This is a genomic window from Stenotrophomonas sp. SORGH_AS_0282 (genome assembly GCF_030818125.1).
GTDB classification, from domain to species: domain Bacteria; phylum Pseudomonadota; class Gammaproteobacteria; order Xanthomonadales; family Xanthomonadaceae; genus Stenotrophomonas; species Stenotrophomonas rhizophila_A.
In genome coordinates this window covers 2,963,159-2,987,437 of sequence record NZ_JAUTAB010000001.1, presented here as the reverse complement: position 1 = coordinate 2,987,437, position 24,279 = coordinate 2,963,159, and the positions used below count along the sequence as shown (strand labels likewise).

The 24,279-nt window shown below is 66.3% G+C and carries 17 protein-coding genes and 1 pseudogene; 12 read left to right on the top strand and 6 right to left on the bottom strand.

Annotated elements, in window-relative coordinates; translation table 11 throughout:
* Positions 1-27 precede the first annotated feature (27 nt).
* Positions 28-822 carry a dienelactone hydrolase family protein gene (locus tag QE395_RS13290; protein ID WP_095363772.1) on the top strand — a complete coding sequence of 265 codons (795 nt, stop codon included), beginning with the start codon at positions 28-30 and terminating at the stop codon, positions 820-822.
* A gap of 83 nt (positions 823-905) precedes the next feature.
* Here QE395_RS13290 and QE395_RS13285 read toward each other — a convergent pair whose 3' ends face one another.
* Positions 906-1,904, bottom strand: coding sequence for a polyprenyl synthetase family protein (locus tag QE395_RS13285; RefSeq protein ID WP_093536772.1), 999 nt, complete (start codon positions 1,902-1,904; stop codon positions 906-908).
* A 194-nt stretch (positions 1,905-2,098) separates the two neighbouring features.
* Between QE395_RS13285 and QE395_RS13280 the strand changes: the two genes are divergently transcribed.
* Positions 2,099-3,712 carry an alpha-amylase family glycosyl hydrolase gene (locus QE395_RS13280; protein WP_306989530.1) on the top strand — a complete coding sequence of 538 codons (1,614 nt, stop codon included), beginning with the start codon at positions 2,099-2,101 and terminating at the stop codon, positions 3,710-3,712.
* A 358-nt stretch (positions 3,713-4,070) separates the two neighbouring features.
* Here QE395_RS13280 and QE395_RS13275 read toward each other — a convergent pair whose 3' ends face one another.
* Together QE395_RS13275 and QE395_RS13270 are read right to left on the bottom strand one after the other, a co-directional pair.
* A complete protein-coding gene (locus tag QE395_RS13275) occupies positions 4,071-6,821 on the bottom strand; it encodes a TonB-dependent receptor (protein WP_306989529.1) in 2,751 nt (916 codons plus the stop codon).
* A gap of 253 nt (positions 6,822-7,074) precedes the next feature.
* The gene (locus QE395_RS13270; RefSeq protein WP_306989528.1) at positions 7,075-9,141 is read right to left on the bottom strand and encodes a glycoside hydrolase family 97 protein; all 2,067 of its coding nucleotides are present in this window, start codon (positions 9,139-9,141) and stop codon (positions 7,075-7,077) included.
* A 256-nt stretch (positions 9,142-9,397) separates the two neighbouring features.
* Between QE395_RS13270 and QE395_RS13265 the strand changes: the two genes are divergently transcribed.
* The 7 genes and pseudogenes from QE395_RS13265 (at position 9,398) to QE395_RS13235 (ending at position 19,752) form a co-directional block, all read left to right on the top strand.
* Positions 9,398-11,599, top strand: coding sequence for a Six-hairpin glycosidase-like protein (locus tag QE395_RS13265; protein ID WP_306989526.1), 2,202 nt, complete (start codon positions 9,398-9,400; stop codon positions 11,597-11,599).
* Positions 11,596-13,083, top strand: a complete 1,488-nt coding sequence (locus tag QE395_RS13260; RefSeq protein WP_306989524.1) for an MFS transporter — start codon at positions 11,596-11,598, stop codon at positions 13,081-13,083. Before QE395_RS13265 ends, QE395_RS13260 begins: the two co-directional genes overlap by 4 nt.
* Positions 13,083-14,805: pseudogene (locus QE395_RS13255) on the top strand (alpha-amylase family glycosyl hydrolase). Before QE395_RS13260 ends, QE395_RS13255 begins: the two are co-directional and overlap by 1 nt.
* A gap of 73 nt (positions 14,806-14,878) precedes the next feature.
* Positions 14,879-15,259: an SseB family protein gene (locus tag QE395_RS13250; RefSeq protein WP_068849964.1), complete on the top strand. Its 381-nt coding sequence runs from the start codon at positions 14,879-14,881 to the stop codon at positions 15,257-15,259.
* Between the two features lie 128 nt (positions 15,260-15,387).
* Positions 15,388-16,887 (top strand): ATPase domain-containing protein, encoded by a 1,500-nt coding sequence (locus tag QE395_RS13245; RefSeq protein WP_306989522.1) that lies wholly within the window; start codon positions 15,388-15,390, stop codon positions 16,885-16,887.
* The gene (locus QE395_RS13240; protein ID WP_306989520.1) at positions 16,877-18,607 is read left to right on the top strand and encodes an ATP-binding protein; all 1,731 of its coding nucleotides are present in this window, start codon (positions 16,877-16,879) and stop codon (positions 18,605-18,607) included. The genes QE395_RS13245 and QE395_RS13240 overlap by 11 nt, the downstream gene beginning before the upstream one ends.
* A 92-nt stretch (positions 18,608-18,699) precedes the next feature.
* Positions 18,700-19,752, top strand: a complete 1,053-nt coding sequence (locus QE395_RS13235) for a DUF5694 domain-containing protein (RefSeq protein ID WP_249833889.1) — start codon at positions 18,700-18,702, stop codon at positions 19,750-19,752.
* Between the two features lie 404 nt (positions 19,753-20,156).
* Here the strand turns inward: QE395_RS13235 and QE395_RS13230 are convergent, their stop codons facing one another.
* Together QE395_RS13230 and QE395_RS13225 are read right to left on the bottom strand one after the other, a co-directional pair.
* A complete protein-coding gene (locus QE395_RS13230) occupies positions 20,157-21,191 on the bottom strand; it encodes a LacI family DNA-binding transcriptional regulator (protein ID WP_176472707.1) in 1,035 nt (344 codons plus the stop codon).
* A gap of 57 nt (positions 21,192-21,248) precedes the next feature.
* On the bottom strand, positions 21,249-21,836 hold the full coding sequence (locus QE395_RS13225) for a hypothetical protein (protein ID WP_306989518.1): 588 nt from the start codon (positions 21,834-21,836) through the stop codon (positions 21,249-21,251).
* A gap of 30 nt (positions 21,837-21,866) precedes the next feature.
* On the opposite strand from QE395_RS13225, the gene QE395_RS13220 reads away from it, so the two are divergent.
* The 3 genes from QE395_RS13220 (at position 21,867) to QE395_RS13210 (ending at position 23,657) form a co-directional block, all read left to right on the top strand.
* Complete coding sequence (locus QE395_RS13220) at positions 21,867-22,370, top strand: hypothetical protein (protein ID WP_306989516.1); 504 nt, start codon at positions 21,867-21,869, stop codon at positions 22,368-22,370.
* A 257-nt stretch (positions 22,371-22,627) separates the two neighbouring features.
* The gene (locus tag QE395_RS13215; protein ID WP_306989514.1) at positions 22,628-23,191 is read left to right on the top strand and encodes a single-stranded DNA-binding protein; all 564 of its coding nucleotides are present in this window, start codon (positions 22,628-22,630) and stop codon (positions 23,189-23,191) included.
* A 229-nt stretch (positions 23,192-23,420) separates the two neighbouring features.
* Positions 23,421-23,657, top strand: a complete 237-nt coding sequence (locus QE395_RS13210) for a hypothetical protein (protein WP_306989512.1) — start codon at positions 23,421-23,423, stop codon at positions 23,655-23,657.
* A 46-nt stretch (positions 23,658-23,703) separates the two neighbouring features.
* Here the strand turns inward: QE395_RS13210 and QE395_RS13205 are convergent, their stop codons facing one another.
* Entirely contained in the window at positions 23,704-24,219 is a 516-nt protein-coding gene (locus tag QE395_RS13205) for a hypothetical protein (protein WP_306989511.1), read from the bottom strand.
* Between the last annotated feature and the right edge of the window lie 60 nt (positions 24,220-24,279).

Here is a 24,279-nt window from a genome sequence, read left to right as displayed (position 1 = left end):
GGGCTCTTTCCCGGAAGGAGCAGGCGCATGAAGCAGCAATGGCAGTGGGGTGCGGCACTGGTACTGGGCATGACGGCGTTGCCGGCGGTGGCGGCGATGCAGGCCAAGCCGGTGGAGTGGAAGCACGAAGGCACCACCTTCAGCGGGGTGCTGGTCTACGACGACGAAGACAACGACAAGCGCCCCGGCCTGGTGATGGTGCCGAACTGGAGGGGCGTGAACGACTCAGCCATCGCCAAGGCCAAGCAGCTGGCCGGCGATGACTACGTGGTGCTGGTGGCCGACGTGTACGGCAAGGGCGTGCGCCCGAAGACCGACGCGGAAGCCGGCCCGGTGGCGACCAAGCTGCGCAATGACCGCCCGGTGCTGCGCGCCCGCGCGCTGAAGGCGCTGGAAGTGCTCAAGGCCCAGGCCGGCAACGCGCCGCTGGATGCCACGAAGATCGGCGCGGTCGGGTTCTGCTTCGGCGGCACCACGGTGCTGGAGCTGGCCCGTGCCGGGGCGCCGCTGGCCGGTGTGGTCAGCCTGCATGGCGGGCTGGGCTCGCCGTTGCCGGCCAAGGCCGGCGGTACTCATCCGTCGGTGCTGGTGCTCAATGGCGCCGACGACAAGGGCATCAGCAAGGACGACATCGCCAGCTTCGAGCAGGAGATGAACGCGGCCAAGGTCGATTGGGAGTTCACCAACTACAGCGGTGCGGTGCACTGCTTCGCCGAATCCGATGCCAACAACCCGCCGGGCTGCCTGTACAACGAGCGGGCGGCGAAGCGGGCGTGGAAGAGCCTGGATACATTCTTCGACGGGTTGTTCGACAAGCGCTGACGCACGCCGCGTTGCGGCGCCGCCCGACCAACGGTCGGGCGCTACCCCGGTAGGCGACGACCGTTGGTCGTCACCCGCGGGGATCAATGCGAACGCTGTACCGCGTAACGGGCCAGGCCGCGCAGGGCGGCGACCGCATCGTTGTCGGCCAGGCCGTCGAGCGCGCGCTCGGCGGCGTCGGCGTATTCCTCGGCGCGGCGGCGGCTGTATTCCAGCCCGCCGGTGGCGTGGATGGCGGCCAGCACTTCCGGCATCGCATCCGCATCGCCGTTCTGCACGATGGCGCGCAGACGCTCGCGGGTGGTGGCGTCGGAATGGGCCATGGCGTGGATCAGCGGCAGGGTCGCCTTGCCTTCGGCCAGGTCGTCGCCCAGGTTCTTGCCCAGCTCGTCGGCGTTGGCCGAGTAATCCAGCACGTCGTCTGCGATCTGGAAGGCGTAGCCCAGGTGCATGCCGTAGTCGTACAGCGCCTGCTGGGTCGCCTCGTCCACGCCGCTGGCCAGTGCCCCCAGCCGGGTACCGGCGGCGAACAGCACCGCGGTCTTGCGCTCGATCACCCGCAGGTAGGCGGCCTCGTCGGTATCCGGGTTGTGCACGTGCAGCAGCTGCAGCACTTCGCCTTCGGCGATGCGGTTGGTGGTGTCGGCCAGGATCTGCATGACCGGCATGCGGTCCAGTTCGACCATCAGCTGGAAACTGCGCGAGTACAGGAAGTCGCCGACCAGCACGCTCGGGGCGTTGCCCCACAGCGCATTGGCGGTGCTGCGGCCGCGCCGCAGGCTGGATTCGTCCACCACGTCGTCGTGCAGCAGGGTCGAGGTGTGGATGAACTCGATGATCGCCGCCAGCTGGTGGTGCTCCGGACCAGCCTGGCCGACCGCGTGGCCGGCCAGCATGACCAGCATCGGCCGCAGGCGCTTGCCGCCGGCAGAGATGATGTGGTCGGCGATCTGGTTGATCAGCACGACATCCGAGGACAGTCGGCGGCGAATCAGCGCATCCACGGCGGCCATGTCGGGCGCGGCGAGCGACTGGATCTGGGGCAGGCCCAGCGCGGGGCGGGTGTCTTCGGTGATGGTCATGCGGTCTGACTTTCAGGCTTGGGCGGAATTATAGGCGGTGCGGACGTATTCCGCCCGCGAAGGCGGTCCGGGGGCCGGGCAGGGCGTGAATACGTATGCAAGCGGCGCCACCGCCGAGGGTGCGCCGCTAAGCTTGTCGGGTACGTTCTGGCGCCCGTGGGAGGGCGCCCTGGAAGCCCGGAGGGGGGCCCTTGATGACGCAGATTCCATGGTGGCGCGGTGCCGTCATCTATCAGATTTACCCGCGCAGTTTCCTGGATGCCAACGGTGATGGCGTGGGCGACCTGCCCGGCATCATCGAACGGCTGGACTACGTGGCCTCGCTGGGGGTGGACGCGATCTGGATTTCGCCGTTCTTCACCTCGCCCATGGCCGACTTCGGCTACGACATCGCCGACCACCGCGATGTGGATCCGCTGTTCGGCACCCTGGCCGATTTCGACCGGTTGCTGGCCAAGGCGCACGCGCTGGGCCTGAAGGTGATGATCGACCAGGTGTTCAGCCACACCTCGATCGAGCACGCCTGGTTCCGCGAGAGCCGCCAGGACCGCACCAATCCCAAGGCGGACTGGTACGTGTGGGCCGACCCGCGCGAGGACGGCACCCCGCCCAACAACTGGATGTCCATCTTCGGAGGCGTGGCCTGGCAGTGGGAGCCGCGCCGCGAGCAGTACTTCCTGCACAATTTCCTGGCAGACCAGCCGGACCTGGATTTCCACAATCCGGCCGTGCAGCAGGCCACCCTGGACTACGTGCGGTTCTGGCTGGACCGCGGCGTGGACGGCTTCCGCCTGGATTCGATCAACTTCTGCTTCCACGACAAGCAGCTGCGCGACAACCCGGCCAAGCCGCTGGAAAAGCGCCTGGGCCGGGGCTTCAGCACCGACAACCCGTACGCCTACCAGTACCACTACTACAACAACACCCAGCCGGAGAACCTGCCGTTCATCCAGCGCCTGCGCGAGCTGCTGGACGAGTACCCGGGCGCGGTCAGCCTGGGCGAAATCTCCGCCGAGGATTCGCTGGCGACCACGGCCGAGTACACCGCGCCGGGTCGCCTGCACATGGGCTACAGCTTCGAACTGCTGGTCAAGGACTACAGCGCGGCCTACATCCGCGACACCGTGTCGCGGCTGGAAGCGACCATGACCGAAGGCTGGCCGTGCTGGGCGATCTCCAACCACGACGTGGAACGCGCGGTGACCCGTTGGGGCGGGCACCCGGCGCAGCCGCGGCTGGCGCGGCTGCTGGTGGCGGTGCTGTGTTCGCTGCGCGGTTCGATCTGTCTGTACCAGGGCGAGGAACTGGGCTTGGGCGAAGCGGACGTGCCGTTCGAGGCGCTGCAGGATCCGTACGGCATCACCTTCTGGCCCAACTTCAAGGGCCGCGACGGGTGCCGCACGCCGATGCCGTGGCTGGACGCTCCGCTGGCAGGGTTCACCATCGGTGCGCCGTGGCTGCCGATCCCGCAGGAGCACCAGGCGAGTGCAGTGGCGGTGCAGGAGCACGATCCGCATTCGGTGTTGAACGCGTTCCGCCAGTTCCTGGCGTGGCGGCGGACGATGCCGACGCTGCTGCTGGGTGACATCCGGTTTCTGGAGACGGCCGAACCGGTGCTGATGTTTGAACGCACGCACGGCGATGAGACGCTGCTGCTGGCGTTCAACCTGTCGGCCGAGGCGACCCATTTGACGTTGCCCGAAGGGCAGTGGCACGCGCTGCATGTGCCCGGCCCGGATGCGGGACAGGCCGACGGTGGCCTTCTGCATCTGCCGGCACAGGCAATGTACTGCGCACGCCGCGCCTGATACACGATTTCCGGTGGTATTGATGGGCGGAGCCGCAAGGTTCCGCCCTTTTTTCTTCGATCAGGTTCATCGTGAGCGTTGAGGGCCCCGGCCGCGACGGGGCAAGGCTTGCGGTTCGCGATGGAAAAAGCAGAAGGAGGGGGGCAACGCCGGTGGGTCGAGTGCCGGGGCGGCATACCCTTGGAGGCGAAGTAAAGGAGGAGGTGTCGGCCTCCGGCCGACGCCGGGGGACATTCGCCGGAAAGGGTATGCCGCCCCGGCGCTCGATTCACCGGCAGCCGCGTTTGATTCACCACGGACCTATAAAAAAACCCGCTGCTCGCGCAGCGGGTTCTTTATTCGTGCTTCTACGCCTGGATCAGAACTTGTAGTTCACACCCAGCATGTAGGTACGGCCCCACTCGATGTACTCCAGCGGGCGATCCTTGGTGCCGGCGTAGGTGCGGTACGGCTCGTTGGTCAGGTTGCTTCCCTGCAGCAGCAGGGTCAGGCCGTGCAGCGCGCTGTCGTCGGCGAAGGTGTAGCTGATCTGCGCGTCGGTGACGTTCTCACCCACCACGTAACGCAGCGTGCGGTTGCCGTTGAAGTTGCCGATTTCACCGATGAAGTCCGAACGACGGCGCTGGCTCACGCGCGCTTCGAAGCCGTTGCGCTCGTAATAGGCGGTGAAGTTGTACACGCGCTCGGACAGGCCAGGCAGGCTGATCGGATCGGTGCCCACGCTGGACGCGCTTTCCGGGTCCAGGATCTTGATGTCGCTGTCATTGAAGGTCGCGCTGGCCTGCACGCCGAAGCCACGCAGCGGTTCGGCCAGCATTTCCAGCGGGAACGAGGCGGTCAGCTCCAGGCCACGCAGGGTGCCGCCTTCGCCGTTCTGCGGTGCGGAGAAGGTGCCCGTGGTCTGCAGCGGGGCGGTCATGCCCGGCGGGATGACGTAGCTGGCCAGCAGGTCGCTGAAGTCGTAATCGTCCACCGACTGGGTGTAGACGTAGCTCTTCAGGTCCTTGTAGAAGATCGCTGCCGCCACATACGCCTTCTCACCGAAGTACTTCTCGTACGACAGGTCGATCGCGTTGGCGCGCCACGGATCCAGCAGCGGGTTGCCGCCACTGCCGCCCGGCTTGCCGGTGGCCGTATCCACGCCGAACTCCAGGCCGGCGCGCATCTGGTCCACGCGCGGGCGCGCGACCTGCTTGGCCACCGCGAAGCGCAGGGTCTGCTGGTGCGGGAACAGGAAGGCCAGGTTCAGGCTCGGCAGCCAGTCGGTGTACTTTTTGCCTTCATCGATCGGCAGCACTTCCTGGCCGGCCGGGCGCGAGCGGTCGAAGTAGTTCGACTGCGAGCTCTGGTCGGTGGTGATCATCTGCACACCGATGTTGCCGCGCACGCCCACGTCACCGATGTCGGTGTTGATGTTGGCGCGCACCCAGGCCGTGGTGGTCTTTTCCTGCACCACCCACGACTTGGGAATCAGGTAATCCAGGTTGGTGACCGGGTTGAACGTCATGTAGCGGTCGACCGCCGCCGGCACGTTCCACGCCGGGATGTAGCCGATGCCGGCAAAGCCCAGGTTGACCGGGGCGTACTGCAGGTCGCCGGCGACGTTGGCGTCGCCCTGCGCGCCGAGCAGGATGTTGCCTTCGGCCTGGGTCTTTTCTTTGCGGCGATCGGCGTAGTTGACGCCCACGTCCACGTCCTGGAACCACGACAGCGCTTCGGGCATGTTGAACGTGCCCTGCAGTCGCGCGCCCTTCAGGCGGTCTTCCACCTGCGGCACCTTGCCGTAGCCGGAGCCGTAGATGGTGTTGGTCAGGTACAGCCCTTCAGGGTTGGAGTAGTCCAGGCCCGGGCGGATCTGCGAGAAGCCATCCGGGTTGATGGTCAGCCCGATGGTGTCCAGCTGCGGCATCGGGGTGAGCTGCAGGTTGTTCTCCAGGTTCAGCTCATCGCGGGTGGCCTTGGAGTAGTTCACATCGGCGGTGAGCTTGAAGCTGTCGAAGGTCAGCTCGTTGTTCCAGCCGAACGCGTCGATCTTGTCTTCGCGCTTGTTGTACATGCCGCGCACCAACGGGTACACGCCGCTGGCGGTGCCGCCGGTGAAGGTGCCGTTGCCGTTCACCTGCGGATTGGTGATCAGCAGGCCCGGGGTGTAGCCGCCGTTGTAGTTGCTGAGGTTGACCTCGAACTGGTTGGCGGTGTCGATCTGCTCGGCTTTGGTGTGGAACATGTCCAGGGTGCTGGTCCACACGTTCGACGGGCGGAACTGCACGGTGGCCATGTAGCCGTCACGCTTGGCGTTGCCGGTACGGCGCAGCGCCTTGATGCCGTCGGAGAACGCGGTGCCCGGCGCCACGCCGGGGCGGTTGCCCTGGTCGGTCTGCTCGGTGGTCCACGGCTCGTACAGGCCCACCTGGTTTTCCTGGATAGGGTTGTCGCTGTGCGCGTAGCCCAGTGCGATGCCCCAGGTGTCTTCGGCGAACTGGTCGATGTAGCTGGCGCTGAAGCGGTTGCCGAACGCGTCCACGTTGGCGGCCTTGCCAAGCGAGTTCTTCGAATAGCGGCCGCTGAGCGCGATCACGCGCTCGCCGAATGCCAGCGGGCGCACGGTCTGCATGTCGATGGTGCCCGACAGGCCCTGGCCGACCAGCGCCGCATCCGGGGTCTTGTACACGGTCACGCCGTTGACCAGTTCGGACGGGTACTGGTCGAATTCCACGCTGCGGTTATCGCCGGTGCTGACCACTTCACGCCCGTTGAGCAGGGTGGTGGCGAAGTCGGGCGACAGGCCGCGCACGCTGATCACCTGCGCACGGCCGGCTACGCGCTGGGCGGCCAGGCCGGGCAGGCGGGCCAAGGATTCGGCGATGCTCACATCCGGCAGCTTGCCGATGTCTTCGGCCGAGATCACCTCGACTACCGAGGTGGCGTCCTGCTTGATCGCAATGGCGTTTTCGATGCCGCGGCGGATGCCGGTGACCTGGACGGTATCCAGGTCGGTGGCGGCGTTACCCGCCGGCGGTGCGGTGGTGGTGGACTGCGCCAACGCCAATGACGGCGTCAGGGCGACGGCCAGCGCGATACTCAGCGCGCTGCGCTTGCGATTCAACATTTTCCCCTCCCAGGCAATGTTGCCAAACTCATGTTGTGATCAACGGCGATGCGTTGCCGCAGGTGTCATGGCGCGGTGGCCGTTGACTGCGTGGCTATGGTAGGCAGCGCGCCTTCGGCGTGAATCACCCTGCATACGTATTCAATGAAAATGCGGGATTATGGAACCGGTTTCACCGGCGGCTCGACCAACGGTCGTGCCCTACCGGGGCATTGACGCCCGCGGTAGGTAACGACCGCTGGTCGTTACGGCTTCACAACGGGGTGAACCGGATGGCTTGGCCGCCACCGGGCGCCAGCACGATAGTCAGGGTGTCAGCGCTGGTGACCTGGCGGGTTTCGCGCATGAACGCGAAAGGATTGGACTGATAATCCGCACCCTCCCCATCGCGGTAGATCTCGGCGCGGTAGCGCACGCCGGGCTCCAGGAACGACAGCGGTACCGGCAGCGAACGCCCATGCTCATCGGTGATGCTGCCCAGAAACCAATCGCGGCTGTGGCGATCCTTGCGCGCGATGGTCACGTAGTCGCCCACCTCGCCATCGAGCACGCGGGTGTCGTCCCAGTCCACGGCCACATCCTCGATGAAGCGGAACGCCTCGCGGTGCTGTTCATAATGTTCGGGCAGGTCGGCGGCCATCTGGATCGGGCTGTAGATCACTACGTACAGCGCCAGCTGGCGGGCCAGCGTGCTGGGAATGGCCTGGCCGTGGCGGCCCTTCAGGCTGAGGATGCCCGGGGTGTAATCCATCGGCCCGGACAGCAGCCGGGTGAACACCAGGTTGACCTCGTGTTCGGGCGGGTTCGGCGGCTGGCCCCAGGCGTTGTACTCCATGCCGCGTGCGCCTTCGCGCGAGATCCAGTTCGGATAGGTGCGGCGCAGCCCGGTGTCCTTGATTGGTTCGTGCGGATTCACCGCGATGTGCCGCTTGGCCGCTTCCTGCACCACCTTCAGGTGATGGCGGGCCATGAACTGGCCGTCGTGCCACTCGCGCCACAGCGGGCCGCCGGCCGGATTGCGCCGATCCACCTGGCCGTCGTCGCAGACATAGCCGCTCTTGAACGAATCCACGCCCAGCCGCGCATACAGGTCCAGGGCCGCGCCCAGCTGGTCTTCGTAGTGCTCGATCGCGCAGCCGGTTTCGTGGTGGCCGATCAGGTGCACGCCTTTCTTCGCGCCGTAGGCCGACAGCGCCTCGATGTCGAAGTCCGGGGTGGCGCGGGTGAAATCGAAGTCGTAGCCGTTGCCGACCCAATTGCCATCCCAGCCCGGGTTCCAGCCTTCCACCAGCACGCCGCGGAAGCCGTGTCTGGCGGCGAAGTCGATCACCTTCCTGGTCTTTGCCGTGGTTGCCGCATGCTTCGGGCCGGTCGCCCAGCTTTCCTGGTCCAGGTGCATCGACCACCACACGCCCAGGTATTTGGACGGCTTCACCCAGCTCACATCGCCCAGTGCGTTGGGTTCGTTGAGGTTGAGGATCAGGTTGGATTCCACCAGCCCGCCGGCGGTGTCGCTGATCTGCAGCGTGCGCCAGGGCGTATCGAAGGGCAGGGTGCGGCGCACCTTCCAGCCTTCGGCCGACGGCGACAACTGCGCGCGCAGGCGCTGTCCCTCGGTGCGCCGCAGCCACATGCCGGCGTAGTCGACCAGCGCCGCCTCGTGGATCGCCACGTGCAGGCCGTCGTGGCTGCGCAGGGTGAGCGGGGTATGGGCCAGCGGCACCTGGTCCAACGGCGTGCGCTGGTACAGGTACTCGTAGTGGATGGGCTCGCCAGCGGGGATCCACCAGGCGGTGGATGGCGGGGCGATCGCGAACTCGGTCAGCTCGTCATCGATGATCGCCTCGCGCAGGCCCGGCTGCTGCGGGAAGTGGTAACGGAAGCCCAGGCCGTCGTCGTAGACGCGGAACACCACGTCCAGCCGGCGCTTGGCACCACTGCGCTCGCCCAGGTGCACGGTGACCTCGTTGTAGTGGTTGCGCACGCTGCGGCGCTCGCCCCAGGGCTGTTCCCAGGTGTCATCGACGCTGCGCGTGTCCTGCCCGAGCACCGCCAAGTCGCGGTCCAGGCGGCCGTCGCGCAGCTGGAAGCCCAGTTTTGATTCGGCCACCACGGTCTGGCCGAGGCGCTCGACCCGGTAACTCGGGTTGCCGCCATCCAGCTGCAGCGACACCTTCAGAATGTCGCCCGGTGAGCTGGCGCTGGCCACCGTGACCGGTTCAGCGTGTGCGGCGGTGGTGCAGACCAGCAACGACAGTGCCAGCCAGGCCAGCGGGCGGGGCGCGGCAACAGCGCGCAACAACGGCAACTCCAGTGGCATTTCCCCTCCCAGGGCAGCGCATATCTGCCCCGGACTATAGCCACGCCTGCCGCGGCCTCACCGCGCCACGCCATGAATACGTATGCAAGCGGGCACGTATATCGCCTGTGCAGTGCGACGGGCGACGGTCGTCGCCTACCATGCAGGCAGGCACCCTGGGAGGGGGCCGCGACGACAGCGCCCCGGCGCTGGCGAACCATACCGCGTGCAAGAAGGGAGGAAGGCCGACGGGCGCAAGCCGGTCCGCCGCTTTTCGATGCTGAAAACGATCTGCCTGACCGCTGCCCTCGGGGCGGCGCTGGTGTCCACCGCTGCGGCGGCGGACCTGACTTTCGATGGCCGCACCGCGCGCGCCACCGCCGCTGCCGACGGCAGCTTCCAGCTGCTGGCCGATGGCAAACCGGTGGCGATTGCCGCCCAGCCGATGCGCAGCCGCACCGACAGCGTGTTGTTCGATGCGCTGTTCGCGCTGGCCCAGCAGGACATGGCCGCCGACCGCGTGGACGCGATCCGCGACCCGGCCTTCAATTTCGGCAACCCGGTGGACTGCGAGTGCTTCCAGACCGGCGAGCGCTGGCCGTACGTGTGGACGCGCGATGTGAGTTTCGCCGCCGACCTGGCGCTGGCCCGGCTGGAGCCGATCCGCACCCGCCAGTCCCTGCAGTTCAAGCTGTCCAAGGCGCGCGACGGCGTCACCCCCGGCCTGTTCGTGGCCCAGGACACCGGGTCCGGCGGCAGCTGGCCGATCAGCAGCGACCGCGTGGTGTGGTTCCTGGCCGCACGCGACCTGCACGACAATTCCAGCTTCATGACCGAGACCTGGCAGGCTCTACAGGCCACCCTGGCGCAGGACCGTGCGATGGTGTTCGATTCGCGCACCGGGCTGTACCGCGGCGAGACCTCGTTCCTGGACTGGCGCGAGCAGACCTACCCGGACTGGACCCGCAACGACGTGCGCTTCATCGGCGACTCCTTCGCGTTGTCCACCAACGTGCTGCACTACCAGGCGCTGCGCCTGGCCGAGAAGTACGCCCGTGAGCTCGGCGACGACCGCGCCAGCGAGTACGCGGCCTGGGCGGACGCGCTGGCCACGCAGATCGACGCGCGCTTCTGGCGCGAAGACGCCGGCATGTACATGAGCTACATCGGCGAAGCCGCACACCCGGTGCCGTATGCCAAGTACGACCTGCTGGGCATCTCGCTGGGCGTGCTGGCCGAGGTGTTCCCGGCCGAGCGTGCGCGCCGCTCGCTGGCTAATTACCCGTACGTGGAAGGCGGCAGCCCGGTCGTGTGGCCGCAGGAAGCGCAGCAGCCGATCTACCACAACCGGGCAGTGTGGCCGTTCGTCAGCGCCTACTCGCTGCGTGCGGCACGCAAGGTGGAGGATGCCACCCGCATCCAGCGCGAGATCGAATCGCTGATGCGCGGCAGCGCGCTGGCCGGTTCGAACATGGAAAACTACGAGATGCGCACGCTCGCCGTGCACGTCGACGAGGGCCCGTTGAGCGGCCCGGTGGTCAACTCACCGCGCCAGCTGTGGTCGGTAGCCGGCTACCTCTCGATGGTGCTCGAAGGCGTGTTCGGCGTGGAAGCCGACGGCAGCGTCGCCCCCAAACTCCCGGTGGCCCTGGTGCCGCAATTGTTCGGCAAGCGCGACAGCATCGAGCTCGACACCGGCAGCACCCGCTACATCCTGAAGCGCCCACGCACCCTCGACGGCGACCTGCTCGTAGCAAAGAAGATCGAGCGCAAGGGCAACACCGTAACCGTCCAGCTCGAACCGCGTACGGACACGCCACGCGTGTCCGCTTTCCGCGCAGACCCGGCTAACCCCAACGCCTTCGCCCCCGCCACCCCCGCCGCCCCGGCAGCGCAGAAGCGCGGCAACACCTGGACGATCGCCATCCCCGCCCACCACCAGCTCTGGCAGGACGGCATCGCAGTGGGCAGCTCCGCCACCCACACCGTCACCAACGACGGCCACCAGCACTGCCTCAGCCTCACCCGTCGCGAAGGCGCCCTCGAATCGCTGCACAGCCCGATGACCTGCATCGGCCCGCAGCAACGCCTGCCCGGCGCAACCCAGTGGGCCTGGACCGCCGCAAAGCCCACCCGCGTCCGGATCCGCCTCCACTACGACAACGCCAATGGCCCAATCAACACCGGCGTCACCGCTGCCGTGAAGCAGCTGGCCGTGCACTGTAAGGGGCAACCGGTCCAGCGCGCCACGATCGTGATGCCGCACAGCATCGGCCCGCAGGAGTCCACCGCCGCCGAATTCGACCTGCCCAAGGGCAGCTGCCGTTTCACCCTGGAACCTGGCTTCAACATGAGCGCACTGGAACACTTCGCCCAGTACAACGGTGGCAAGGGCGGCCGCGACGGCGTGCTCAACGCGGCCAACGTCCGGGCGCTGCTGATCTCACCGGTGGCCGGCGACGCGGAGGCCGCCCGATGAGCCGCACCGCCAAGCCGACCCTGTCGTTCTGGCAGATCTGGAACATGTGCTTCGGCTTCCTCGGCATCCAGTTCGGGTTTGCCCTGCAGAACGCCAACGCCAGCCGCATCTTCGAAACGCTGGGCGCGCCGATGGACGCCGTGCCCGGGCTGTGGATCGCCGCACCGCTGACCGGGCTGCTGGTGCAGCCGATCATCGGCTACCTGTCCGACCGCACCTGGACCCGCTGGGGTCGCCGCCGCCCGTACTTCATGATCGGCGCGGTGTTCACCACGCTGGCCCTGCTGGTGATGCCGAACTCGCCCACGCTGTGGATCGCGGCGGGCACGCTGTGGGTGCTGGATGCCTCGATCAACGTCTCGATGGAGCCGTTCCGCGCGTTCGTCGGCGACAAGCTGGCCCCGCGCCAGCGCCCGACCGGCTACGCAATGCAGAGCTTTTTCATCGGCGTGGGCGCCATCGTGGCCAGCTTCCTGCCGTTCATCCTGGCGCACTTCGGCGTGGCCAATACCGCTGCCGCCGGCGAAGTGCCGCCGACCGTGCGCTACGCGTTCTACTTTGGCGCGGTGGTGCTGCTGGCCTCGATCGCCTGGACGGTGTTCAGCACCCGCGAATACTCCCCGACCGAGCTGGCCAGCTTCGACGATGCTGAGCCGCCGGCCGTACACCAGACTACGCCTGTCGCCGGGCCGCCGCCGATGCTGCAGATCGGCGGCTGGATCGCGCTCGGCCTGGCGCTGGCTGCGGCCATCGCCTGGCGCAACGGCGACAAGATGCTCTACGTGCTGGCCGGGCTGTGCATCGCCTACGGCCTGCTGCTTGGCGTGGCGCGGCTGCTGCCGGGGCCGCACATGCTGGCCACCATCGTCGATGACCTGCGCAGCATGCCGCGCACCATGCGTCGCCTGGCGTGGGTGCAGTTCTTCTCGTGGTTCGCGCTCTTCGCGATGTGGATCTACACCACTGCCGCGGTGGCCGGTACCCATTTCGGCTCTACCGATCCGGCGTCGGCCGCCTATAACGAGGGCGCCAACTGGGTGGGCGTGCTGTTCGGCGCGTACAACGGCTTTGCCGCACTCGCGGCGCTGTTGATTCCGCTGATGGTGCGGCTGATGGGCATGCGCCTGAGCCACCTGGTCAACCTGTGGTTGGGCGGCCTGGGGTTGATCTCGCTGATGCTGATCGACGACCCGAAGTGGCTGCTGCTGTCGATGGTCGGGGTCGGCTTTGCCTGGGCCTCGATCCTGTCGCTGCCGTATGCACTGCTGTCTGACAGCGTGCCGGCGGCCAAGATGGGCGTGTACATGGGCCTGTTCAATTTCTTCATCGTCATCCCGCAGCTGGTCGCGGCCAGCGCGCTGGGCTTCATGCTGCGCCTGTGGCTGGGCGGCAACCCGATGCACGTGCTGGCGCTGGGTGGCGTCAGCCTGTTGATCGCCGGGTTGTGCGTGCTGCGGGTGCCGTCCCACCAGGAGGTTGTCTGATGCTGTCTCGTTCGGGTTTGTCGCTGGGCCTTTCGTTCGCGCTGCTGGCCGGCCATGCGGTTGCCGCCTCGCGCCCGGAGTACGTGGGCACGTTGGAGCCGTTCGCCAGCGATGCGGTGTACTTCGTGGTCACCGACCGCTTCGTCAACGGTGACCCGACCAACGACCACCGCGACCAGGGTGGCAAGCACCGCACCTTCGACATCCCGGTGCCGTGCCCGGACAAGGTCGACGGCAACATCGGCTATCTCGGGGGCGACTTCAAGGGCGTGCTCGACAATGCCGACTACATCCGCAACCTCGGTTTCGGTGCGGTGTGGATCACCCCGATCATCGACAACCCGGATGAGGCCTTCACCGGCAGCAAGCCGATCAGCTGCACCAGCACCCTGACCGACCGCGGCAAGACCGGGTACCACGGCTACTGGGGCGTCAACTTCTACAAGCTCGACGAGCACCTGCCCAGCGCGGACCTGGATTTCGCCGGGCTCACCCGCGGCCTGCACGACGCCAAGCTGAAGGTGGTGCTGGACATCGTCGGCAATCACGGTTCGCCGGCCTGGACCATGCCGGTGAAGCAGCCGCAGTTCGGACAGATTTTCGACAAGGACGGCAAGCTGATCGCCGACCACCAGAACCTGCCGCCGCAGCAGCTGGACCCGAAGCACAAGCCGCTGCACGCGTTCTACAACAACATCGGCCCGGTCGACCCGCACAAGGGCTCGATCTTCGACGGCAACCTGGCCGAGCTGGGCGACTTCAACCAGGACAACCCGGCAGTCATGGAGTACCTGGTAGGCGCCTACCTGCAGTGGACCGCACAGGGCGTGGATGCGCTGCGCATCGATACCATCGGCTGGCTGCCGCACCCGTGGTGGCATGAGTTCGTCAACCGGATCCGCGCCAAGCATCCGGACATGTTCATGTTCGGGGAGGCGTTCGACTACGACGCAAGCAAAATCGCCGAGCACACCTGGCCGACCAACGCCAACGTGAGCGTGCTCGACTTCCCGCTGCGTGGCGCGATGTCCAGCGTGTTCGGCAAGGAGCAGAAGGGCTTTGAAGCGCTGGCCGAGCCGCTGCACCTGCTGGGTGGACCGTACGCCAACCCGTACGAGCTGATGAGCTTCTACGACAACCACGACATGGCGCGGCTGGATGCCACCGACGATGGCTTCATCGACGCGCACAACTGGCTGTTCACCGCGCGCGGCATTCCGGTGCTGTATTACGGCTCGGAAACCGGCTTCATGCGCAGCCGCGCCGAACACGCGGGCAACCGTGCGTACTTCGGCCAGCCGCGGGTGGATGCCGCCCCGCAGAGCCCGATCTTCGGGCCCCTGCAGCGGATCGCCAAGCTGCGCGAGGTCCACCCCGGCCCTGCAGCGCGGGCTGCAGGTCAACGAACGCCTGCAGGGCGACCAGGCGGTGTTCTACCGCGTACTGCAGCACGGCGACACCGCGCAGACCGCGCTGGTGCTGCTCAACAAGGGCGACACCGCCAGCACCTTCGAGGTCAGCCGCTACCTGCAGCCGGGCACCTGGCGTGATGCGCTGGGCGGCGGCAGCCAGGCGGTCACGCGCAGCCTGAAGGCCGACGTCCCCGCGCACGGGGTGAAGGTCTACCTGCTGGAAGCGGCGGTGAACCAGAAGGAACTGCAGGCCGAGCTGGCGAAGGCGGTGGCGGACCAGCAGGCGAGGACCACGCGCCTGTCCCGGTAGGTACCCACCGTTGGTGGGTACGCCCTGACCACCGACCAACGGTCGGTGGCTGCCGACCGGGTAGAATCGCCCCATGAACGACCTCACCCCACTGACCCCGATCGAAGCCCTTCTGCAATCCGCCATGGACGGGAAGACCCCGATCGGCGCTTTCATGAAGGCCTTCGTCGCCTCGGACGTGGTGCTGCTCACCGGCAGCCTGGTCACCCCCGACGGCAGCGGCTTCGACCCGCTGCTGTTCGACAAGCAGGGCACCCTGCACGTGGCGGTGTTCACCCACATGGAGCGGGTCGGCTTCCACAGCCAGCAGGCGCCGCACACGATCCGCATGCAGATGCTGGAGGTGCTCAAGCGCGTACCCGGCGGCTATGGCGTGGTGGTCAATCCGGGCACCTCGCTCGGCTTGGAACTGTCCCCGGCAGGCATCGGCGAGATCCTGAAGGATTTCGCCTGAGGGATGGCCTGCAGTTCCCGCTCCACGCGGTTTGCACATTGCTGAAGTGGACTTAATGTAGAGATGTCGATCACACAATCTCTACACAGTGCTGGTTGCTAGACTCCGCCGCAAAACAGGGGTCTTTCATGCAGACAGAGTCGTCGCGCGTCACCACCGGTGTACAGGGCCTGGATACCATCCTCAGTGGCGGCTTGCCGCAGGGGCGCCTCTACCTGTTGGAAGGCCCGCCCGGCTCGGGCAAGACCACGCTGTCCCTGCAGTTCCTGCTGCAGGGCCTGAAACAGGGCGAACGCTGCCTATACGTGACGCTGTCGGAAACGGCGGAGGAGCTGCGCGAGGTGGCCAATGCGCATGGCTGGTCGCTGGAGGGCCTCCACCTGTTCGAGCTTGGCTCGGCCGAAGATGCGCTGGGCAATGGCCGGCTGCAGTCGGTCCTGCATTCGTGGGAAGTCGAGCTGGATGAAACGGTAAAGCTGGTCCTCGGCGAAGTGGATCGCATCCGGCCCAACCGGGTGGTGTTCGATTCGCTGTCCGAGCTGCGCCTGCTGGCCCAGGACTCGCTGCGCTACCGCCGCCAGATCCTGGCCCTGAAGCAGTTCTTCGCGCCCAAGAGCGCCACCGTGCTGCTGGTGGACGACCTGACCTCGGGCGCCGATGACCGCGACGGCCAGCTGCACAGCCTCTGCCACGGCGTTATTTCGCTGGAACGGCTGACCCTGGACTTCGGCGCAGCGAGGCGCCGGATGCAGGTGCAGAAGCTGCGCGGCGTGGATTTCGTCGCCGGCTACCATGACATTGCCATCCGCACCGGCGGGCTGGAAGTGTTCCCGCGGCTGATTGCCTCGCACCACCATGACGACTTCGGCGGGGAGACCCTCGGCAGCGGCGTGGCGGAAATCGACAACCTGCTCGGCGGCGGCCCGTTGCGGGGCACCAGCACCTTGTTGACCGGTCCGGCCGGCAGCGGCAAGACCAACGTGGCGCTGCAGTATGTGTGGGCCGCCTGCGAGCGCGGCGAGAGGTGCTGCATCTTCGAATTCGACGAGCGGGTGGGCACGTTGCTGGCCCGCGCCAAGGCGCTGGATATCGACCTGGGGTCGCACCTGGCCTCGGGCTTGTTGGAGATCGTGCAGATCGACCCGGCCGAGATCTCGCCCGGGGAGTTCTCCTGGAACGTGCGCAAGGCCGTGGATCAGCGCGGCTGCAGCGTGCTGGTGATCGACAGCCTCAACGGCTACGTGGCCGCCATGCCGCAGGAGAAGCAGCTGATGCTCCAGCTGCATGAAATGCTGTCCTACCTCAACCAGAAGGGCGTGGCCACGTTCCTGATCAACCCGCAGCACGGCCTGGTGGGTACGATGTCCACCGGCAACCTCAACGTGTCCTACATCGCCGATGCGGTGATCCTGTTCCGCTTCTTCGAAGCACAGGGGCGCATCCGCAAGGCAATCTCGGTGATCAAGAACCGCGGCGGCGCCCACGAAGACACCATCCGCGAGCTCAAGATCAACGGCAAGGGCCTGGCACTCAGTGCGCCGCTGAACGAATTCAAGGGCATCCTCACCGGCACGCCGGAGTTCGTGGGCGATACGGCATCCCTGCTGGCCCATCCCTATGCAGGATGACCCCGGACGCGGCGGCGTTGTCCATATCGTCGCCCCGTTCGGCCGCGATGCGGCCAGCATTGCGTCGGTGCTGGATGGCGCAGGGCTGGCCACCCGGCCGGCCGATACCCTGGACGACCTGGCCGCTGCGCTCGATGACCAGGCCGGCGTGGTGCTGATCACCGAAGAAGCCATCGCCCGTGGTACCGATTGCCTTCTGCAACGCCTCTCCGCGCAGCCTGCCTGGTCGGACCTGCCCGTCATCCTGCTGCGCTCCCCGCGTGCGCACCGTCGTTCGCCGTTCGATAGCCTGCTTCCGCGCACGGTCAACGTGGTGGAACTGGATCGGCCGCTGGGCGGCATGTCGCTGCTCAGCGCCGTGCAGGGCGCGCTGCGTGCGCGCGAGAAGCAGTTCCTGGTGCGCGACCAGATGCGTGCGCTGGCCGACAGCCGCAGTGCGCTGGAGCGCAGCGCGAAAGCGGCACTGGAAGCCAGCCGCCAGCATGCACTCGAGCTTGAAACGGTGGTCGCCGAGCGTACCCGTGAGCTCGAGGCACAGATGGCCGCGCGCGAAGCCAGCGAAGCGGCACTGCGGCAGTCGCAGAAGATGGAGGCCATCGGCCAGCTGACCGGCGGCATCGCGCATGACTTCAACAACATGCTGACCGGCATCCTGTCGGCGCTGGATATCGTGCGGATGCGGCTGGAGCTGGGGCGCACGGATGATCTGGAGCGCTTCCTGGATGCGGCCACCACCTCCAGCCAGCGCGCCGCCGCCTTGACCCAGCGCCTGCTGGCATTCTCGCGCCGGCAGTCGCTGGACGCGCGGCCGGTCGAACTCAACGCACTGGTCGGCGCGATGCAGCACCTGCTGCGCAGCACGCTGGGCGAGAGCGTTCGTATCCGTACCGAAGAGGCGCCGGCACCGCTGCACGCGGCGCTGGACACCAACCAGTTCGAAAGCGCGCTGTTGAACCTGGCCATCAATGCACGCGATGCGATGCCCAACGGCGGTGAGCTGGCGCTGCGTACCTTCCCGCTGCGGCTGGCCGATGGCGAGCGCGCCAGCGTGCCCGCCGGCGATTACGCCGTAGTGGCGGTTTCCGATACCGGCAGCGGCATGCCGCCGGAAGTGGTGGAGCGCGCCTTCGAGCCGTTCTTCACCACCAAGCCGATCGGCAAGGGCACCGGCCTGGGCATGTCCATGGTGTATGGCTTCATGCAGCAGTCCGGCGGCCATATCGCCATCGATTCAACGCCAGGGCAGGGCACCACGATCTCGTTGTTCATTCCGCAGGTGGAAGCCGACGCCGAGCCGGAGCCGGCCGCAGACGCGGCGCCGGTGGCACTGGGTGCCGGACAGTCGATCCTGGTGGTCGAAGACGATCCGCAGGTGCGGATGCTGGTGACGGTGGTGCTGGAAGACCTGGGTTACACGGTGGAGGTGGTGGGCGATGCCGACGGCGCGCTGCCGGTGCTGGCGTCAACGCGGCGGCTGGACCTGCTGGTCACCGACGTCGGCCTGCCGGGCATGAACGGCCGCCAGCTGGCCGAGATCGCCCGCCAGTCGCGGAGCGAGCTGCCGGTGCTGTTCATGACCGGCTATGCCGAGAAGGCACAGGAGCGCTCGGCCTTCCTCGAGCCCGGCATGAGCATGATCGCCAAACCGTTCCTGCTCGAGGCCTTCAGCGACGCGGTGCGCAGCGCGCTGGCCGATGCCGTCAGCGACGCCAGCGCCTGAGACCCTGACCAACGGCACCCTGACCACCGTCACGCGTCGGCAGGGTCCACGGTGACCCACACTGTCTGCATCGATGGATTGAGGGTGGTGGCATGCAACGCAGGTTATGGATCGCAACGCTGTTGGTTTCCGCCTTTCCATCGCTGGCCGCCGCGCCGGTCGATCTGGCGACGCTCGACCGGGAAATGACCGGCCCGCGCACCCAGGTGCTCGTGCTGGGCAGCGTGCACCTGAGCGAGGTGGAAGGCGGCATCCAGCCCGGTGCGCTCGGTCCCCTGCTGGACAAGTTGGCCGCCTACAAGCCGGACATCATCACCGTGGAAGCCATCAGCGGTGAGCAGTGCGATCTTGCCGAGCGCCATGCCAGCGTCTACGGACCGGACTACTGCGCCAGCACCGACGTGGCGCGCACGGCCACCGGCCTGCAGATCCCGGCCGCGGTTGAGAAGATCAACGCCGCCCTCGACACGTGGCCGAAGGCACCCACGCCAGCCCAGCGCCGCCAGTTGGCCGCATGGATGCTGGCCGCCAACGAGCGGGCCTCGGCCTACACCCAATGGCTGCAGCTGCCACCGGCGGAGCGCCGCGCTGGCGATGGATTGGATGCCACGCTGGTTGCCCTGCTGAACACCATCGCCAGCCGCCAGAACGAGAGCTACCTGATCGCCGCGCAGCTGGCCGCGCGACTGGGCCTGCCGCGCGTGTACGCCATCGACGACCACACCGGCGACAACATCCAGGTCAAGGATCCCAAGGCGTTCGGCACCTCGCTGGAACAGGCGTGGAACGCTGGCAAGGCAGAGCTGGACAAGAACACCGCCATCGAGGACAGGCTGGCGAAAGCGCGCGACCTGCTGCCGCTGTACCGCTTCATCAATGCGCCAGAACGGCTGAATGTACTGACCGATGTCAACGTCGGCGCCACGCTGCGTGCAACATCAGCCGAGCATTACCCGCAGATATGGGTCAGCGGCTGGGAGATCCGCAACCTGCGCATGGTGGCCAACATCCAGCAGACGTTCCGCGAACGCCCGGGCGTGCGCGTGCTGTCGGTGGTCGGTGCCTCGCACAAGCCGTGGTTCGACCAGTGGCTGGGCCAGATGCAGGGGGTGGACATCGTGGATGCGGAGCAGGTGCTGAGGTAATCTCGCGGTTTCGCCCACGACCAACGGTCGCGGGCTACCGGGGGAATCAGGGGGCAGCGTGGCGACGGAATTGAGGGATGACGAAGCGCGGGACCAGATGGCCCATCGCCACTTGCAGGCAGCTCTGGTAAGTCTCGTCGTTTCAGTGCTTGGCGCCGCTGCGCTGGGATTGGTGCTTGGCGAACTCGGCTACAGCCCCGATCTTTGCCTCTTGGCTGCTTGGGTTATCAACCTCAACACCGCACGGCACTTGGGGAAGGCCGCGCAGGCCCAGCGACGAAACGCATGGTTGTACGGAATCGCGGCCGCTACGTGGCCAGCGATTGCGATGGCCGTGTTGGGGTACCTCTACTGCCGTGTCGTTCTGCCGCGAAAAAGCTAGGCCGGATCGCAATGGCTCGGGCTCAGCGCCCGGCCAGCGACGATTCCCGCAGTACCAGCTTCACCGGAATGGTCTGGCTTTCCACCGGCTCGCCCTGGATCAGCGCGAGCAGGCGTTCCACCAGCAGCTGGCCGGCCTGCTTGGTGTCCTGCTGCACGGTGGACAGGGTGGGTGATACCGACGCTGCCAGCGGAATATCGTCGAACCCGGCCAGCGCCACATCCTGCGGAATACGCAGGCCATGCTCGCGCAATGCCCGCATCGCGCCGATGGCGATCAGGTCGCTGGCCGCGAACACCGCATCGATGGCCTGTCCATCGCCCAGCAGCGCCTGGCAGGCGTCGTAGCCGGAAAGCTCGGTCGTAATCGCATCGAACTGCAATGCCGGGTCCACCGGCACGCCGCGTTCGGTCATCGCGGCCACATAGCCGCGGTAGCGTTCCTCGAACTCGGGGTAGTGGCTCGACGCATGGCCAACAAAGGCGATGCGCCGGCAGCCCTGGTCGAGCAGGTGGGTGGTGATGTCGAAGCCGCCCTGGAAGTTGTCGCAGCCGATCGACACCCCGGGTTGGTCCGGCAGGGCCGCGCCCCAGCGCACGAAATGGGTGCCTTGTTCCACCAGCCGCTGCAACCGCTCGCGTGACTCGTGGTAGTCACCATAGCCGAGCAGGATGATGCCATCGGCCTTGTTGCTGTCTTCGTAATCGGCCTGCCAGTCGGTGGACAGCTGCTGGAACGACACCAGCAGGTCGTAGCCGCGCAGCGCGCAGGCGCGGGTGATCGAGCCCAGCATGGCGTGGAAGAACGGGTTGATCAGGGAATCGTCGTTGGTGGGATCCTCGAAGAACAGCAGCGCCAGCGTGCCGGCATTGCGAAGGCGCAGGCTGGAGGCGTTCTTGTCCACCTTGTAGTTCAGCTCCCGGGCGATCTTAAGGATCCGCTCGCGGGTTTCCTGGTTCACCATCGGGCTGCCACGCAGCGCCCGCGACACCGTGGGCTGGGAAACCCCGGCCAGGTGGGCGATATCCAGGGAAGTGGCTTTGCCGCGGATGGTCATGAAGGGCAGGGCTGGGACGACGGAAGCCATGATGCCACGGGACGTGGGACCGTGGTTTTACCCCCGGTTTTCGGCCAGCATGTTGCAGAACAGCGCACCCTGTTCAATCGCATCATCCAGCGCCACGTGGGTATGCGGCAGCCGGTCGAACCAGCGCTTGGGCATGCTCCGTTTGGTGACGCTGCGGTAGTCCTTCTTCAGCATCGCCATGGAAAAGGTCTTGATATCCAGCGCTGAATGCGAAAACGGGCTCTCCCCGGCGAACCGCATCAGGTACCAGTACACGAACAGGAAGTCGTACCCCGCCGGATACGCCACGAACACCGGCTTGCCTGGCAACGCCTTCAGCCACGCGACGTAGCGGTGCATCGCCGCCTCCGGCGCCTCGCAATCGCTCCGGCAGGCCGCCCACGCCACTGGTTGGGTCGCCCACCACGCCATGGTATCGGGATGGCCCTGCGCCTCCGGGAGCGTGTTCAGATTGGCCGAAAAGGTCGTGAGCAGGGTCTTGTCGGCCAGATACGCCGCCGACCCGAAGCTCAGCATGGAATGCGGGCCGGGAATGGGGCCATCGGCCTCCACATCGGTGCTGACGTAGATTTCCTGCCTGTTGGCGCGGGGTGGGGTTCGTGGTAACTGGTTCATCGGTGCTCACGGACGAACAAGGGAGATGGCATGAATCTGCCGATCAGGGTAACGCTGCTGGTGGTCGCATTGGGGTGCAGCGCCAATGCAGTCGCCGGCGCCCGCCTGCAGGCCGAGATCCTCCCGGTGAGCGGTGGGCGCGGAGCGTCGATCGAACTGAAACTTGTCAATGTGGGTGACCGGGCTGCAGTGGTGTGGGGTCCCTCTCTTCCGCAGCCGAATGCGCGCGGAATGCTGTTGGACGATTTCTTCGTGGTGACGCTGCCGGATGGAGCTGAAGCCGAGTACGTCGGAATCCTTATGGACAGGTTGCCAGCCGTCCCAACTCTTCTCTCCCTGCCTGCTGGTGGCACGTTCAGCGTGGAAGTCGCGCTGGACAAGAGCTATCGCCTCGCGCCAGGAGCGGGCTACAGGGTCGCCTTACGTCTCCCCGTCGGCTATCGCAGCGATGAAGCGCCGGACGGCGCGTGGACACCTGTTTCTCCCGTCCCTCTGCTGATCGTGATGCCTGAAGGGAATCCAGGCACGCGGTAAGCCCGGGGACCGGTTGGACCCCCTCCGAGGTTGCCTCAGCCGGCGGCGCAACTGGGTGCAGGCCCAATCCTGACAAGGGTTTGGCAGGAATCCGACCTCCAGCGGGGGCGATCCTGACAGGGGCGGAGCGAGCAGGGATGGTAGAATGCCCCGTTCTGCAATCCTACCCAGATCACACGCAGGGCAGCCCCCGTATCGGCACCGAACAGAGTGTGATATCTGTCGGGCCTGCCCTCGGACAACGGAAGAGCAACCCTATGGCGCGCGGCATCAATAAAGTCATCCTGGTCGGCAACCTCGGCAACGACCCGGACGTGAAGTACACCCAAGGCGGCATGGCGATCACCCGCATCAGCCTGGCCACCACCAGCGTCCGCAAGGACAAGGATGGCAACCAGCAGGAGCGCACCGAATGGCACCGCGTGGTGTTCTTCGGCAAGCTTGGCGAAATTGCCGGCGAATACCTGCGCAAGGGCAGCTCGGTCTACGTTGAAGGCAGCCTTCGCTACGACAAGTACACCGGCCAGGATGGCGTGGAGAAGTACTCCACCGACATCATCGCCGACGAAATGCAGATGCTGGGCGGCCGCGGTGAAGGCGGCGGCGGCGGCGGTGGCGGCGGCGGTGGTGGTGGTGGCAATTACGGCGGCGGCGAGCGTCCGCAGCGCCAGCAGGCCCCGCGCCAGGAATACGGCGGTGGTGGTGGCGGCGGTCAGCGCGGTGGTGGCGGTGGTGGCTACGGCCAGCAGCAGCGCCCGCAGCAGCCGCAGCAGTCGGCTCCGCCGATGGACGACTTCGCGGACGACGACATTCCGTTCTAAGCGCAGGTTGTTTCCCGGACGACCAAAAGGCCCGTCGATAGCGGGCCTTTTGCTTTCCCCGCCACTACGTAGTGACACGCCACGCGTGTCATGCGTCCCTAAATGTCATGCATCCGCCAGCCGACACCAGCGGCGGGCAGCATGATTGACCAGGTCCCAAGATGGGACTAGGGGTAGGTACTCAAGCATAGTACGACAAGATCGACGCCGCCAAGGTGGACCAATCCTGATGAACATTCGACCTCTCCATTCCGAGCGCGACTATCACGAGGCCAAGCAGAAGCTTGCCGCCTGGTTCGATGCCCTGCCTGAGCCGGGTACCGAGCAAGGTGATCTGTTTGAAGTCCTGCTGATACTGGTCGCCAACTACGAAAGCACCCATTTCCGCCTCGAGGCCCCCGATCCGATTGAGGCCATCGAGTTCCGCATGGCTCGGGAAGGGCTGGATGTTTTGATCGGTCACTGAATGCATGAGTCATCACTGGGCTTCGTGCATTTCGGGCCGGAAGTGATTACGTTCTGTCAGGAGCGATGGGCGCGGTCGTGCAGCCGACGAATGCCTGTTTGTTGAACCTGTTCGTTTCCGAACAACGTTCTAACGAGTAGTGCGAACCCTGTTTGAAAATGCGTATTCTCGTAACGTAATCATTGAAGAAACACCGTCTGTTGAACTCGATCAGCTCGGTGCCCTTGCGCCCACCGGGAGGTGTGATGTCGGTGATGACCACCCGTCCATCAGCGCCGCATTCTCCGGTTGCCTGCGGTGGCAACACCACGACTGAAACGCTTGGCCCACCCTTGCATCGGAACGTCTGCCTGCCTGTTCGCGCACGCTGATAGCCGTCTTTGTCCGGTCCCGGTGCGGACGTGGAGAAATCGGCTGTCGCTGCGATGATGGTCATGCCCCCTTCGCTCCCGCACTTGTAGGCGGCACTTACCGGTGAGCTTGTCTGCCAGGCCTCCGAGGCGTGGGCAAAAGCGGGCGTTGTCAGGAGTGCCAGCGCCAGCGGATAGGTTCGGAGGGTCATGCGCTTACTTTCCCACAGTCCAACGGGCTCGAAGACCGCATGAGAATGGCCCCACTTGCA